Annotated in this window: 12 protein-coding genes; 2 read left to right on the top strand and 10 right to left on the bottom strand. The window is 69.7% G+C overall.

All coding sequences use genetic code 11. The annotated features are described in order from the left end of the window. Nucleotides 1-67 precede the first annotated feature (67 nt). The 7 genes from H2Q94_RS18165 to H2Q94_RS18135 form a co-directional block, all read right to left on the bottom strand. Nucleotides 68-493 (bottom strand): lasso peptide biosynthesis B2 protein, encoded by a 426-nt coding sequence (locus H2Q94_RS18165; protein WP_243788387.1) that lies wholly within the window; start codon nt 491-493, stop codon nt 68-70. Beyond that, nucleotides 490-759 carry a lasso peptide biosynthesis PqqD family chaperone gene (locus H2Q94_RS18160; RefSeq protein ID WP_243788386.1) on the bottom strand — a complete coding sequence of 90 codons (270 nt, stop codon included), beginning with the start codon at nt 757-759 and terminating at the stop codon, nt 490-492. The genes H2Q94_RS18165 and H2Q94_RS18160 overlap by 4 nt, the downstream gene beginning before the upstream one ends. After that, the gene (locus tag H2Q94_RS18155) at nt 759-2,594 is read right to left on the bottom strand and encodes an asparagine synthase-related protein (protein ID WP_243788385.1); all 1,836 of its coding nucleotides are present in this window, start codon (nt 2,592-2,594) and stop codon (nt 759-761) included. Before H2Q94_RS18155 ends, H2Q94_RS18160 begins: the two co-directional genes overlap by 1 nt. Nucleotides 2,595-3,181: 587 nt before the next feature. Beyond that, nucleotides 3,182-4,942: an ABC transporter ATP-binding protein gene (locus tag H2Q94_RS18150; RefSeq protein ID WP_243788384.1), complete on the bottom strand. Its 1,761-nt coding sequence runs from the start codon at nt 4,940-4,942 to the stop codon at nt 3,182-3,184. A gap of 125 nt (nt 4,943-5,067) precedes the next feature. After that, complete coding sequence (locus H2Q94_RS18145; RefSeq protein ID WP_243788383.1) at nt 5,068-5,769, bottom strand: transcriptional regulator; 702 nt, start codon at nt 5,767-5,769, stop codon at nt 5,068-5,070. A gap of 302 nt (nt 5,770-6,071) precedes the next feature. Further along, nucleotides 6,072-7,700, bottom strand: coding sequence for a ribosomal protection-like ABC-F family protein (gene abc-f / locus H2Q94_RS18140; RefSeq protein WP_243788382.1), 1,629 nt, complete (start codon nt 7,698-7,700; stop codon nt 6,072-6,074). A gap of 265 nt (nt 7,701-7,965) precedes the next feature. Then, complete coding sequence (locus H2Q94_RS18135) at nt 7,966-8,601, bottom strand: MSMEG_1061 family FMN-dependent PPOX-type flavoprotein (RefSeq protein WP_243788381.1); 636 nt, start codon at nt 8,599-8,601, stop codon at nt 7,966-7,968. A 140-nt stretch (nt 8,602-8,741) separates the two neighbouring features. Here H2Q94_RS18135 and H2Q94_RS18130 point away from each other — a divergent pair, with 140 nt between their 5' ends. Beyond that, entirely contained in the window at nt 8,742-9,377 is a 636-nt protein-coding gene (locus tag H2Q94_RS18130) for a TetR/AcrR family transcriptional regulator (RefSeq protein ID WP_243788380.1), read from the top strand. Between the two features lie 312 nt (nt 9,378-9,689). On the opposite strand, the gene H2Q94_RS18125 is transcribed toward H2Q94_RS18130, so the two are convergent. The 3 genes from H2Q94_RS18125 to H2Q94_RS18115 form a co-directional block, all read right to left on the bottom strand. Beyond that, nucleotides 9,690-9,962 (bottom strand): hypothetical protein, encoded by a 273-nt coding sequence (locus H2Q94_RS18125; protein ID WP_243788379.1) that lies wholly within the window; start codon nt 9,960-9,962, stop codon nt 9,690-9,692. Nucleotides 9,963-10,100: 138 nt separating this feature from the next. Beyond that, on the bottom strand, nt 10,101-12,263 hold the full coding sequence (locus tag H2Q94_RS18120) for a DEAD/DEAH box helicase (protein WP_243788378.1): 2,163 nt from the start codon (nt 12,261-12,263) through the stop codon (nt 10,101-10,103). Between the two features lie 212 nt (nt 12,264-12,475). Next, on the bottom strand, nt 12,476-12,982 hold the full coding sequence (locus H2Q94_RS18115) for a MarR family winged helix-turn-helix transcriptional regulator (RefSeq protein ID WP_243788377.1): 507 nt from the start codon (nt 12,980-12,982) through the stop codon (nt 12,476-12,478). Nucleotides 12,983-13,144: 162 nt separating this feature from the next. Between H2Q94_RS18115 and H2Q94_RS18110 the strand changes: the two genes are divergently transcribed. Beyond that, complete coding sequence (locus tag H2Q94_RS18110; RefSeq protein ID WP_243795779.1) at nt 13,145-14,077, top strand: NAD(P)/FAD-dependent oxidoreductase; 933 nt, start codon at nt 13,145-13,147, stop codon at nt 14,075-14,077.

Here is a 14,077-nt window from a genome sequence, read left to right as displayed (position 1 = left end):
TCACCTATTCCCGCGGGTGAGATGGATGCCGCTGACCGGATCGGTCGAAAGGACCGTTCACCCGAACTCATGCGGGGTCGCGGGGGTCGACGGAGAGCAGCGGGCGGAACGACGTGATGTTCGCGTCCTCGCCCACCGGGCGTCCCTCCGCCTCCACCCAGGCGTGCGCGCCGAACGGCGCCGTGCGCGCACCCACCCGCCAGCTCGGCCACTGCCCGCGCATCCGGACCAGCAGCGCCGTCGCGATCGAACGCGGCAGGCACCCCTTGCCCGCACAGGTCACGCTGCTCGCCACCACGGCTCGGCGGGCGGCCAGCACCTGATCGTGCGCGGCGGGCCGCGCCCGTCCCCGCACCGCCACCAGCACCGCCCGGATGCGCCGTGGTGGCAGCCGCGACAATCCCAGCGCGATCGCGACGGCGAGGCGCGCGGCGAGGCGGATCCGCAGCGGTGCGCGGCCGTCGTGGCGGAACAACGTCTCCTGCGTGCTCACGAGCGCACCGCCAGTTTCGCGGCCGTCAACTCGTCGGCGAGCTCGCGCACGTCCCGCAACGCCTGGTCCGGCTCCACTTCGCCCGGTTGGCACTCGGCGACGAGCGCCGTCGCGACCTCCTGCTCACCCGTTCCGTCGAGCAGCAGCCGCAGCGCGGTCGCGGCGGTGTGGTTGAGCTGCCAGTACTCCCCGGAGCGCTGATCGAGCAGCACCCCGCCGTCGTCGGTGCGGATCAGGGAGACGTCTCGGTGCAGGCGCACGGTCATCAGGACACCTCGTTCTGTTCGGCGAGCACCGGGCGCGCGGTCTCGTCGTCGAGATCGCGCAGCCAGCGCTCGCAGCTGAACGTCGTGGACATCGCGTACGGGGTGAACAGGCGCAGCTGGAACCCGGTGCACACCGCGCGCAACCTGGTCGCGTCGATGAGGCCCAGTTCGGCCAGCCGGGAGTCCTCGCACAGCGCGGTGAGCGCGTCGACGTTCCGGCGGATCCCGGTGTGCTCCAAGTTGGAGCCCTCCGCTTTGGTGACGCGCTTCAACGAGGCCTCCGGCACGATCCCGCGCAACGCCTCGGTCAGGATCGGCTTGTACTGCCAGGGGGAGCGGCGCTCGTAGGGGCGGGCCGCGATGCACGCCTCGATGACCGCGTCGTCCAAATACGGTGAGCTGAGCCGGATTCCTTCCGCGGCGTACACCGGCACGGTGCCGCGAACCAGATTCGCGCACAGCCGGATGCCCCACACCGTGTGGTGCTCGGTCCAGCCGGCGTCGTGGCGCCCGGCGGTGTCGGCCTCGGCGACGAGCAGGTCCCGCACCGCGTCCACCGCGTCCTGGGTCGCCCACGGTGGCAGTTGCAGCAGCGCGGAGGCGCCTTCGTCGTCCAGCGGTGAGGCGATGACGCGGCGCGCGCGGTCGGCCAGCCAAGCGGGATAGGTGCGGCGTTGTTCCCACGCCATGCGCCCGATGTCGGCCCAGCTCCAATGTTCCAGCGCGCGATATCCGCGCAGCTGGGAGAACGCGGTCCACGGCCGGCTGAGCATGAAGTCGAAGACTCCGGACGATCCGCCGGGCAGTACCTCGTCCCCGCCGTCGCCGGTGAGGTGCACCGCGGTCCCGGCGGCGCCGAGGTAGGCGGCGAGCGCCCGGTACATCGTGCGGTCCTCGATGCCGGGGAACGGTTCCTCCCCGGCAGGCCCGGCGCGCAGCAGGTCGTCGTACGGGGTGGGCAGCTCGGCGAACGCGAATTGCAGCCGGTGCACGCCGGGGAGGGATTCGGCGGCGAGGTCCGCCCAGTACGGATCGTCGTCACCGGCGTCGGTGGCCAAGGTCGTGAGCGTGGTCAGCGGACGCCCGTTCCGCGCGGCGAGGAAGCACAACGTGGTGGAGTCGAGGCCACCGGAGAGGTCGCTGCTCACCGCCATCCCGGAGTCCACCCGCGCCCGCACCGCGCCGTCGAGCGCCACGCGCAACCGTGCCGCGGCTTCCCGCAGCGGAACGTCGGCGACCGGCGGGCTCCACCGCCGGTGCACCCGTGCCCGCCCCTGCTCGTCGAGCACGAGGTAGCCGTCTTCGTCGACGGCGTGCAGTCCTTGCCACAGCGGGGTGTTCACCGTGTGCAGCGCGACTTCGGAGAGCAACAGCCGCAGCAGCAGTCGCCGCGGGTCCACCTCGGCCCCGCTGATCGCGCCGAGCACGTCGGCTCGGGTGGCGGCGACGGTGATGCCGCCGATCCGGGTGTGGACCAGTCTGCGCAGGCCGGACAGGGTGCCTTGGGCACGCACCACACCCCGGACCGAGGCCAGCAGGTGGTAGCAGCCCGCGCGTTCGAACGAGGTCGCGTCGAGGTCGGCGACCGTGCGGGTGCGGTCCGCGATGCGGATGAGTTGTTCGGTGTCCGCCGCGCAGAAGCCGAGTGCGGCGACCTTCGTGTGACCGGCCGCCCCGACCCGCAGGTCCGCGGTGCCCCAGTTGCCGACGAGCCAGGGCCGTCCGGACGGGTGGTCGACGCGGAGCGCGCCGCCCAGCGAGTCGGCGAGCGGTTCGGACGCGGGGTGGTCCGGCAGGACGACGAGCCACTCGCCGGCACGGTTGAAACGGTTCATGGAAGGAGGCCTCCAGCAGGGAACGGGCGAGCGCTCGACGCGAGCCACGGCAGAACCGTGGCTCGCGCTCTTCTCCGCGGTGCTCGGTGGCTCAGAGCAGGATGTGGCGAGGGCGACGGCGCCCGGCCTTGTCCTTCTTCGCCGGCCGGCTGTGCTGGGTCAGCTTCTGGAAGCCGCCGACCTTGAGGATGCTGGGCTTGGAATACATGGCCACTCCTTGGAATCGGTGTTGCCTTGTCTTCTGCGTATTCATCAACGCTGATCAGCGTGCTTGTAATGCTATCCGGGCGGGCGTCCGGAAATCCATGTCGAGCGAGGTCGGTGACTGACGATCCTTCGCCGGACAGTGCCTTTCATGATGGCGCGTTCGACGTGCTGATGTGGCATGTATGTGCGGTTCGGAGCCATGTTCATGGCAATTGTCGTCAAATGTGCGGTCGCGTGTAACGGAACGCGTAGAACAGTTTCTTCGGCACTGTTCTACGTCGGAATTCCGACGCCGTCGATCGTGCGACGCGCGAAAAGTGCCTCGCCGAAATGTTCCGGCGAGGCACTTTTCGTTCAGGCTCTGGACGTGCGGCGGGGGATCAGTTCACGGAGGCCCCCGTGACCCGGCCCGACTCCAGCGTCACGACCGAGTCCGCGGCGCGCACGGTGGACGGGCGGTGTGCGATCACCAGCAGCGTGCATTCGGAGGAGACCTTCGCGATGGTCTCGGTGAGCGCGGCCTCGTTCGCGCTGTCGAGCTGCGAGGTCGGCTCGTCCAGCAGCAGCAGCCGGGGACGTGGCAGCAGGGCGCGGGCCAGCGCGACTCGTTGCCGCTCGCCCCCGGAGAGCAGGTCGCCGTGGTCGCCGACGGGCGTGTCCAGCCCGTGCGGCAGCCGCTGCACCAGGGTGTCCAGCGCCGCGAGTTCCACCACGCGCCGGATCTCCTCGCGGTCGGCGTCCGGCTTGGCGTAGGCGATGTTCTCGCCCAGCGTGCCGTGCATGATCGGGCAGTGCTGCTCCACGAGGCTCAGGTGCGAGCGGCACTCGTCACGGCTCATCTCGTCGCGCGTGTCGACCCCGTCGAGCAGGATGCGCCCGCGATCCTGGTCGTAGAACCGGGCCAGCAGCGCGAAAATCGTCGACTTGCCCGCTCCGGACGCCCCGACGAGCGCGACGTGGTCGTTGCGCGGCACGGCGAACGAGACCCCGCGCAGCACCGGGGTGTCCGGGTCGTAGCCGAACCAGACGTCGCGCAGTTCCACCGCGGGGACCTCGGGGGCGGCCGGCTCGCGCGGGGTGGTGGTGACCGGCGCGGCGGCCTCCTCCACCGGCATCCGCGTCACGTCGTCGACGCGTTGCAATGCAGCAAGTCCGCGTTGCAAGGTGGCCATCACGTCGAAGATGTTGGCCATCGGCGTCGCGATGTAGGTGACGTAGAGCAGGAAACCCACCAGGTCGGCCAGCGTCGAGGCGCCGCTGACGACCCGGATGCCGCCGACCACGAGCACCGCGATCAGCGAGGCGTGCATGGCCAGCGTCATCGCCGGGTTCACCACGGAATCCCGTTTGGCCGCGGCGAGGTTCTGCTCGTACACCTGCCGGGCGTGCTGCCCGATCCGTTCCTGCTCGCGATCTTCGGCCCGCATCACCCGCACCGTGCGGATCGCCGACAGCGCCCGTTCCAGTTCCGCGGTCATGCCGCCGAGGCTGTCTTGGGCTTCTTCGACGTTTCGGCGGATTCCCGCCAGCAGCAACATGGTCAGCGCCCCGATCGCGCCGATGATCGCCAGCACGATGAGGAACATCGCGGCGTCCAGCCAGATCATCATGGCGGTGCCGCCGATGACGACGAACACGCCGACGACGACTTCGGAGAGGTCGTAGGCCAAGGTGTCGCGCAGCAGGGTCGTGTCGCTGCTCGTGCGGGCGAGCAGGTCGCCGAGCCGCCGCTGCTCGTAGCGGCGCATCGGCAGCCGCAGCAGCGTGCCGATCACCCGCTGCCGCAGCCCCAGCACGATGCCTTCGCCGGACCGCTCCAGCGCGTAGTGGCCCAGTGCCGAGACCACGGCCTCGCTGATGAACACCGCCGCGAGCACCCAGATCAACGGCAGGTAGGGCTGCTGCCGGGCGAACGCGTCGATGGCACGCCCGGCCAGCAGCGGCTGCACCAGCCCCAGCGCGGCGCCCAGCAACGAGAGCACCAGTGCGATCGCGATCGCGCGCTGGTGCCCGCGGGCGATCTGGATCAGATCGCGGACACCGACTCGCCTGGTCGGTTCTGCCGGTGCTTCCTCAACGATTCCGGGGGAATCCTCCTGTTCGTCGTCGCTTTGCCTGGTAGGCCGGAAAACTTGTAGCACGTGACTCCTTCGGACTTTGCCGACCGCCGTTCCGGGCTTCTTCGCGACCCGTGGTGGCCGGGTCGGCGGTACCCGGTAGCGCGTTTCGGGAACGTGGCGGGGTTCGATCGGGAAGACGGTTCTGGTCAGTGGCAGCGGGCGCGCGGCGGTGGCCGTGCCGCGTTGTCGGTTTCCGCGGCGGCCCTGCTCTGGCTTTCCGAGATGAGTCCCCACCTGGTGGCGGTCGCGATGGCCTCGCTGCGATTGCGGGAGCCCAGCCGGTGGTAGATCTCCCGGACGAGTCGATACATCTGCCGTTCCGAATAACCGGCGGACTTGGCGATGTCGGCGACCGGGCTGCCCATCGCCAGCCGAGTGAGCAGTTCCCGGTCCACGCCGGTGAGGTTCAGCGCGGTCGGCGGACGGGTCACGCCGGTGGCCAGTGACCGGGCGATTCCGCGTGGCAGCAGCACCGTGCCGCGCAGCGCCAGCCGCAGCACCGTGATGATCTCGTCGAGCGCCGCGTCCTGGGCGACCAGCCCGTCGGCTCCGATGCGCAGCGCCGCACGGTAATCATCGGCGTCCGGCTCGTCGAGCAGGGCGATCAGCACCCCTGCCGGGCGGGCGTCCCGCAGTGCGGAGAGCGTGGAGCTGTCGGACCGCGACACCTCGACCAGGCACGCGTCCCACTCGCCGGTGTTCGGCGCGTCCGCCGGTGCGGATTCCTGCACTGCGAATTCCGATTGTTCCAGTCCCAGCGCGAGTCCATAGCGGTAGGTGGGAATGCCGTGGGCGATGAGGACGACCGCATTCCGTGTGGACCCGTCACCGGAAATGCTTTCCCCCACTGTTCCTCCTCCGAATCGTCTTGCTCATCGAGCACGCATGATGCAAGTATTCGGTGCAATGGGCCGGATCACTGCGCGATCGACGATCTGATCGGCTTCGGTTCTGCGGGTTAATCGTCCGGCCACAACCCCAGTTTCTTCCAAGTTACTGGAAGTGACCGGTAACCGCATACGTCCCTTCGGGTGTCACACCTGTGCGCAGGCGTGGCACCGGTCAGAGCATCCGGTTTCCAATTGTTGGTCGAGTTTTCCGCTATTCCCCCGGAAAGTCCGGCCGCGGATACCGCACTGCCTATTCCACTTCAACGCGGGCTGTCGTCCGCTTCGCGCAGTGCGCCGGTGGACAGGTGGAGACGACGGGTCACGTTGATCTCGGCGAGGAAACGCTCGTCGTGGCTGACGACCACGAGGGCGCCTTCGTAGGCGTTGAGCGCGCTCTCCAGCTGACCGACGCTGACCAGGTCGAGGTTGTTGGTCGGTTCGTCCAGCAGCAGCAGCTGCGGTGCGGGTTCCGCGCACAGCACGCAGGCCAGCGTCGCGCGCAGCCGCTCACCGCCGGAGAGCACGTCGACCGGCAGCTGCATGCGGTCGCCCTTGAACAGGAACCGCGCGAGCACGTGCATGAACTGCGACTGCGGCATGTCCGGCGCGAACGCGCGCAGATTATCGGCGACGCCGCGTTCGGCGTCGAGCAGGTCGAGTCGTTGGGAGAGGTAGGCGATCCGCCCGTCGGTCCGGGTGATCTCACCGTGCTCCGGGGCGAGCTCGCCGGTGATCAGGCGCAGCAGCGTGGACTTCCCGGAACCGTTGGCCCCGGTCAGCGCGATCCGCTCCGGTCCGCGAATCGCCACGTCCACGCCGGCGAACACCGGCGTCCCCGCATAGCCGGCGCGCAGACCTTCGCCGAGGAACACCGTGCGCCCGGCGGGCACCCGGGTTCCCGGCAGCGACAGGGAGATCCTGTCCTCGTCCCGTAGCGCTCGTCCCGCTTCGTCGAGCTTGGCCTTGGCTTCATCGACCCGCTGCGCATGCGTCCCGTCGGCGCGGCCCGCCGATTCCTGCGCGCGGCGCTTGCGTGCTCCGGCGAGGATCTTCGGCAGCCCGGCGGATTTCACGTTGCGGGCGGCGTTGCTCGCACGTCGATCGGCGCGTTCCCGTGCCTGCTGGCGTTCCCGCTTCTCCCGCTTGACCTCTTGTTCGGCGTTGCGGACGTGGCGCTCGGCGACTTCCTGCTCGGCGCGCAGCGCGCCTTCGTAATCGGTGAAACCGCCGCCGTACCACCGCATTTCGCTCCGGTCGAGTTCGGCGATGCGGTCCATCCGGTCGAGCAGTTCACGGTCGTGGCCGACGAGCAGCAGACACCCGTGCCATTCCTCCAGCACCGAGTGCAGCCGGTGGCGCGCGTCGCGGTCGAGGTTGTTGGTGGGTTCGTCGAGCAGCAGCACGTCGGGTTGCTTCAGCAGTTGCGCGGCGAGCCCGAGCGACACGACCTGGCCACCGCTGAACGTGCGCAACGGCCGGTCCAACGGCACCTCGCCGAGCCCGAGCCGATCCAGTTCGGCGCGGGCACGTTCCTCGATGTCCCAGTCGGTGCCGACCGTGGCGAAGTGGTGTTCGCCGACGTCACCGGCTTCGATGGCGTGCAGCGCACGCAGGGTCGGGGCGATCTCCAGCACGTCGGCGACGGTGAGTTCCCCGGCCAGCGGCAGGCTCTGCGGCAGGTAGCCGACGGTCCCGTGGACGGTGACGGAACCGGCTTGCGGCCGGTACTGCCCTGCGATGAGCTTGAGCAGCGTGCTCTTGCCCGCGCCGTTGGGCGCGACGAGCCCGGTGCGGCCGCCGCCCACGGTGAACGACAGCTCGTCGAACACGGGCGTGTCATCCGGCCAGGAGAAGGTGAGGTCGGAACAAACGATCAGTGCGTCGGGCATGCTGAGTGCCTTCCAACGCCAGGCGGGCGCGCTGCTGCGGCCCGGCGAGCGGACGGGGAAACGGGTACGACGACATGACCTCCCGCACCGCCTGAAGGCGGTTGCGGAGGTGCTCACACTCCGGATTCACCCGGAGATGTCGTCGTCACTCACCACGTCGAAACTCCCTGATCAGAGGCCCTGCGGAACCTCTCTTGCCGCTCGCATCGGACCGTAACAGCCGAGCTCGCCCAAGGGGAAACGGTTTTCCGCGCCGCGCCCGTCGTCAGTACAGCTTGCGATATCCGGCCTGCAGTTCGCGTTCGAGCCAAGCCGGGTCGATGTCGAGGCCCGACTGGGCGGCGGCGATCTCGCCCACCGACGGAATTTCCGCCGCGAGGGCCTGGCTGTCCGGGTCCCACAACCGGGACCGCAACAGCGCCCGTCCACAGTGGAAGAAAGCCTGCTCCACTTCGACGATCAGCGCGAACTGCGCGTCCTTGCCGTTGACCCGCATGCGGGTCAGCACGTCGGGATCGTCGGTGGCGTAAGCGCTTCCGTTGACCCGCAGCACTTCCGAGACTCCCGGGATGAGGAACAGCAACCCGATGCCGTCGTTCTCATCGAGGTTGCGGAACGCGTCGGCGATCTTGTTGCCCGGCCGGTCCGGGATCGCGAGGGTGCGTTCGTCGAGGACCTTCACGAAACCCGGGAAATCGCCGCGAGGAGAGCAGTCCGCGCGGCCCGCCGCGTCGGAGGTGGCCATCGACAGGTAGGGGGAGTGGGCGATGAAGCGGTGCATATGCTGATCGATGCTCACCCCGGACTTGAGGGCCGTGACCATGTCATCGGGCTGCCCGAGCCGGGCGCGAAGCTCCTCCATCGACACCCGCCGGGGACGGGTGCGGGCGTGCGTCATCATTGGCTCCTTGCTTGAACGCGTTGCTTCGAAACGGGCCTGCGAATGCTCACGGGTGATGCATCACCGCAGGTTGTGGCATCATTATGAGTAATTGTTCGCTTCACGCGCTACTCGCTTTCCGGCGCGTTCGAGGAGGTGCCATGAACTCGGGTGAGCGACGGCTGCGACCGCGCAAACAGCCGCGCCAAGTCCGGGCGGAACTCACTCGCCAGCGCATCCTCAGCGCGGCTGCTCACGTTTTCACCGAGCACGGCTACGCCGCCGGCACCACGAACCGCATCGCCGAGCGGGCGCGGATCTCCATCGGTTCGCTGTACCAGTACTTCCCGAACAAGGACGCGATCCTGGTCGAGCTGCTGACCCGCCACCTCGACGACGGCATGCGCAACACCGCCGCCCGGCTGCCCGACGCGTGGCCGGACTCGGTCGAGGAAACGGTTCGCCACTTCGTCCGAGCCGCCATCGAAAGCCACCTCGACGACCCGAAACTGCTGCGGATCATGATCGAGGAGGCCCCGCGCTCCCAGGCGTTGCTGGACAAGGTCGCGCATCTGGAGAAGGTCCACGTCGGCTACGTCCGCGACCTGATCGAACGACACGCGGACGTCCGCGTCGGCGACCCGCACACCGCGGCCCGCCTCGTCGTCTCCACCGTCGAACTCGTCGTGCACCAACTCATCGCCGCATCGGACCCGATCGACATCCCCCACTTCGAGAACGAACTCGTGGCGATGCTGACGCGGTATCTGACGGGAGGAAACCCGAGCTCGGGCTGAGTCCCGCTCGGCGAACGCGTAGTTCGGGAAGGTTTTCTCCGCGCACCGGGCTCTAGCCCGGGTTCGCGCGACTGGCGGGCGGTGTTGCGGCAACTTCGTGATGTGTGGGGGTATCCGCCCGTCACCTGGTAACGGAGCCGGTCCAGCGGCGTCGAACGCTGGACCGGACTCGTCAGGACTCGAGCGGTCCTCGCGAGATGATCCTTGTCAGCGAGGAAGCCGCTGAGGTACCGCTGCGCAGGCCGTTCTGCCCTCCACGCGGACCGCGGGCGGTGCCGGCTTGCCCAGCCACTCGCCGTTGTCCAGTCCGTATCAGAACGGTTCGAGGTTGGGGCCGATTCCGAACAGCTGCACCTGGTCACCGACCTGGATCAGCTCGGTGACCTTGCCGGACTCCGCGAGGTCGACCACCTGCCAAGCGAACGCCCAGGACTCGCCTCGGGCGCTGTCCGCGTCGGTCAACTTGCCGGCTCCGTCGGGTGCCGGAACGGGCTCTTCGGCCCAGCTGCCGACCGCCGCCGCCTGCCCGACCGATCCCGCGAGCAATCCGGCCGTGACGACCAAAGTGGCTGCCGTTCGTCTCATCCGCTGTCGCTCCCACCTTGATCAATAGGCCCGCAAGAACGACGCCACCGCCGCGCCGGTGGTCGCCGGGCGAAGCGGCGCCGAGGGCGAAAGGGCAACGGGAGATGCCTGAAAAGACCCCATGGGGCGCGGGGCTGCTCAGCCGATGCCGAGCCGTGCGCGTTCGGCCGTGAGCACGCGTCGTTCGACGGCGCCGTCGGACTCCTCCGCCACGGGGGAGGTGTTCAGCGCTTCCGGGTCGGCGAGCTTGGCGGTGCTCTCGCGGGCGTAGGCGTCGAAGAGCCCGGCCTTCGCCTCCAGCGTCTCGGTGAGGCGCTGATCCACGCTGTCCTTGGCGAGGATGCGGTGCACGTGGACCTTGCGGGTCTGGCCCATGCGGTGGCACCGGGCGATGGCCTGGTTCTCGGTGCTCGGTTTGAGCTGCGGTTCGGCGAGGATCACGACGTTCGCGGCCTGGATGTTCAGTCCGGTGCCGCCCGCGTGGATCTGGGCGAGCAGCACGGCGTGGCCCTCGCGTTCGGTGAACTCGTCGATGAGGTCCTGCTTGCCCTGCGCGCTGAGGTCGCCGGTCAGCGACTCCGGCATCACCGCCGGGCCGAGCGCGCCGCGCACGGTTGTGATGACGGGCCGGAAGTTGGTGAACACCACGACTTTCCACTTCTCGGCCTCGGCCTCCTCGACGATCTCGCGGAGCCGCTCCAGCTTCGCGGAACGACCGGTGGCGTACGCGGCGCGGCGCATCGCCATCAGGTTCCCGTCGCGCACTCCTGCCAGGTATGCGCGGGACTCGTCGCCGTCGAGTTCGACCCAGTCCTCCAGCTCGATCAGCTCGGGCAGCTCGGTGAGCACGTCCTCCTGGTTGCGCCGCAGGTACGCGGGCGCCACGGCTTTGCGGAACCTGGTGGGGGACAACGCGTCCCGCGCGTCGAGCTTCCGCGCCACCTCGGGTTGCAGGTAGCCGACGAGGGTGCGGAACTCCTCCACCCGGTTCTCCATCGGCGTGCCGGTGAGCAGCAGCGCGCGTTCCGCACCGGCCACCACGGACACGACGGCCTGGGAGCGCTTCGCCTGCGGGTTCTTGACGTAGTGCGCTTCGTCGACGACGACCATCGCCACGGTGCCGAGCCGGCGCAGCCGCTGCAAGGTGTCGAACGTGGTGACCGCGACACCGCCGTCGCGCAGCCACGCGTCGGTGTCGGCGTCCCGAGTCGGGCCGTGCAGCGGATGCGGGATGAGCGCGCTGTGCCGGGACGTCTCGTCCACCCAGTTGATCAGCACGCTTGCCGGGCACACCACCAGGAAGTGCGTGGCGCCCCCGGCCGCGAGGTGCGCCATCGCGGCGAGCGCCTCCACGGTTTTGCCCAGCCCCATCTCGTCGCCGAGGATGCAGCGTCGGCGCGCGAGGGCGAACTTCGCCCCGAAAGCCTGGTAACCGCGCAACGTGACCCGCATCAGCCGGGTGTCCAGCGCGGTCGAGGTGACCTGCCGCTCCTGTTCCGGCGGCAGGTGCCCGGTGGCCGAACCTTCGACGCCGCTCGCCCGGCCGGTCAGTTCGCTGAGCAGCGTGTTGTAGGTCGCCGCGCGGTGCTGGTAGTCCTGCCAGAGCTCGTCGGAGGACAGCCGCCGCTCGACCCCGACGGTCTCGTTCGCGGCGGTCGTCACTCGCTCGGTGCTCGGGTCGCGGAGCAGATTCTCCAGGCGCCAGAACGCTTCCAGCGCGGTGTCCTTGCGGCGGCGGCCGGTGAACAACATCCGGAGCCGGCTGCCGGTCCGGCGCGCGACGGGTTCGAGCTCGTCGATCGCGCCGACGCCGCGCCGGGCCTCGTCCTGCCGCGCCGAGGCCTGTTGCCCGGCGATCTCCAGCGCCCGCAACGTCGCCAGCAGGCCGGTGTGCGCCTGATCGCGCCGATCGGGGTCGATCCGGACCACGGTGTCCTGCGCGGTCGCCTGGGCGAGGCGCCCGGCGGCGGCCACGGCGTCCTGCGCGGTGGTGGGGCCGACGCCCTGCACGGTCTGGAGCCGCTCCGGGCCTGCCGTGGCCACGTCCGCGACGGTGCGGAACTCGGACCGCTCCAGCTCGCCGAGCCGGAGCCTGCCGGTCGCCGCCTCGCGGAGCCTGCTCACCGGCATCTCCCGAAGCCGCTCGTGGACCTCCCGCTGATGGGTGTCGGTGTACTGCTCCCGCGCCAGCGCGCGCAGGCGATCCGGCTCACCGAGCAGCCCCGTCGCCGCCGTGCGGAACGTTCGCGCGGTCCGCAACACCGCTGCCGCCGCGCGTCCGATCTTCGACTCGTCCGGCACGGCACGCTCCTCGGAGCCCGTCGGTCGCATGCGTCGCCTTCCCCCGGAATGTGCGTGCCCGTCACCGATACCGGCCGGGCCACCCGTGAACATCCGCCGGACGGGTGATCACCTCGGCGCCGCCCGCCGGATCAACCCGGACAGCTTGCCGGATGATCGACGGCCATCGGCACGGGGCTCGGCGCGGCGTGTCGGACGCGGTGCCGCCAGATTCAAGCGTTCCCGCCCGCCATGCGGGATTCCATCGTGTCCGCGAGTCGATTCAGCGCGGTGAGCACGGCGTCGCGCTCTTGACCGAGTCCGGCCAGCAACCGTGCGTGGGCTTCGAGCTCCCGGGGGAAGACGTCGTCGATGGCGCGCTCGGCTTCCGGCGTGATGCTGACGAGGGTGGCGCGGCGGTCGGCGGGCTTGGCGGAGCGCGCCACGAATCCCCGCTTTTCGAGCTTGGCCAGGGTTTTGCTCATTCCCGCCCGCGACATCCCGAGCTGTGCGGCCAGGTACGCCGCCGTCACGGGCTGTTCGAGGTGGCGCAGCGGAACGAGCAGCTTGACCTCGGCCGGGGTGAGCGCGGCGCTGTCGTAGATCTGCTCGGTGGCCTGTTCGAGCACGGCGCCGATGCGGTTGACCAGCGCGACGACCGCCATGGGGGACGTGTCGAGGTCCGGGTTCTCGGCGCTCCAGAGCTCCCGCGCGCGATCTTGCAGGAAGGACAAGGTCACCCTTTCGTTAACCGGCGAACTACTTGTTACTCTTCGAGGGTATCCGCCTCCGGAAGGTGCACGCCGAGGCGGTGTCCGAGGGTCGCGATCCGCCCGTCCGTTTTTGGGAGCGGCGGCGTGCTCACCCGTTCACCGAAGCCGACCGAGAACATGGAGCTGAGCATGCTGGACAGGGACGTTGTGGTCATTGGTGGTGGCGCCGCCGGATTGTCCGCGGCGATGATGCTGGGCCGCTCCCGGCGGCGGGTCACGCTGCTCGATGCGGGAGAGCCGCGCAACGCGCCTTCCGCGCACCTGCACGGTTTTCTGTCCAGGGACGGGGAGGACCCGGCCGAGTTGGTCAAGCTCGGCCAGGAGGAGGTCCGCAACTACGGCGGTGAGACCCGAGAAGTGCGGGCGTCCGGCCTCGACCACGCCGAAGAGGGCGGTTTCGCGATCCGCCTCGACGACGGCGCCACGCTGACCGCACGAGCGGTCCTGGTCGCCACGGGCTTGCGCGATGAGCTGCCGGAGATCCCCGGGCTGCGCGAACGCTGGGGCCGCGACGTGCTGCACTGCCCGTACTGTCACGGCTTCGAGGTCCGCGACACCCCGCTGGCCGTGATCGGCGGCGACAACCGGCCCTTCACGTTGCACCAAGCGCAGCTGATCCGGCAGTGGTCCGACGACGTGGTGTTCTTCCCGCACCGGATCACGCCGACCGATGAGGAACGCCACCGGCTCCTGGCCCGCGGAGTGCGGATCGTCGAAGGGGAGGTCGCCCGAGTCGTGGCCGAAGGAGACGCCGTTTCCGCCGTGGAACTCGCCGACGGCCAGGTCGTCGCGCGCGCGGCGGTCTTCATCGGCCCCCGGTTCGTGCCCCGCGACGAACTGCTGACCTCGCTGGGCTGCGAGGTCGACGACAACGGCTGGGTGCGCATCGACCCGTCCGGCCAGACCACCGTCGCGGGCGTGTGGACGGCGGGCAACGTCTCCGACGACCCGGCCCAGCTCATCAACGCCGCCGCCGCAGGCTCCAAAGCCGCCATCGCCCTCAACCACCACCTCCTGGCCGACGACATCGACCGAGCCGTCGCGAACCACGACGCGGGATGA

It is taken from the genome of Saccharopolyspora gloriosae, from assembly GCF_022828475.1.
Taxonomy (GTDB): Bacteria; Actinomycetota; Actinomycetes; order Mycobacteriales; family Pseudonocardiaceae; genus Saccharopolyspora_C; species Saccharopolyspora_C gloriosae_A.
The sequence above is the reverse complement of the archived record's forward strand: the minus strand, read 5'-3'. Positions and strand labels throughout refer to the sequence as shown.

Excerpts from the sequence above, each read along its gene's own strand:
- H2Q94_RS18110 (WP_243795779.1), top strand. The coding sequence starts at position 13,145 with ATGCTGGACAGGGACGTTGTGGTCATTGGTGGTGGCGCCGCCGGATTG.
- H2Q94_RS18135 (WP_243788381.1), bottom strand. The coding sequence starts at position 8,601 with ATGATGACGCACGCCCGCACCCGTCCCCGGCGGGTGTCGATGGAGGAG.
- H2Q94_RS18125 (WP_243788379.1), bottom strand. The coding sequence starts at position 9,962 with ATGAGACGAACGGCAGCCACTTTGGTCGTCACGGCCGGATTGCTCGCG.
- abc-f (WP_243788382.1), bottom strand. The coding sequence starts at position 7,700 with ATGCCCGACGCACTGATCGTTTGTTCCGACCTCACCTTCTCCTGGCCG.
- H2Q94_RS18130 (WP_243788380.1), top strand. The coding sequence starts at position 8,742 with ATGAACTCGGGTGAGCGACGGCTGCGACCGCGCAAACAGCCGCGCCAA.
- H2Q94_RS18160 (WP_243788386.1), bottom strand. The coding sequence starts at position 759 with ATGACCGTGCGCCTGCACCGAGACGTCTCCCTGATCCGCACCGACGAC.
- H2Q94_RS18155 (WP_243788385.1), bottom strand. The coding sequence starts at position 2,594 with ATGAACCGTTTCAACCGTGCCGGCGAGTGGCTCGTCGTCCTGCCGGAC.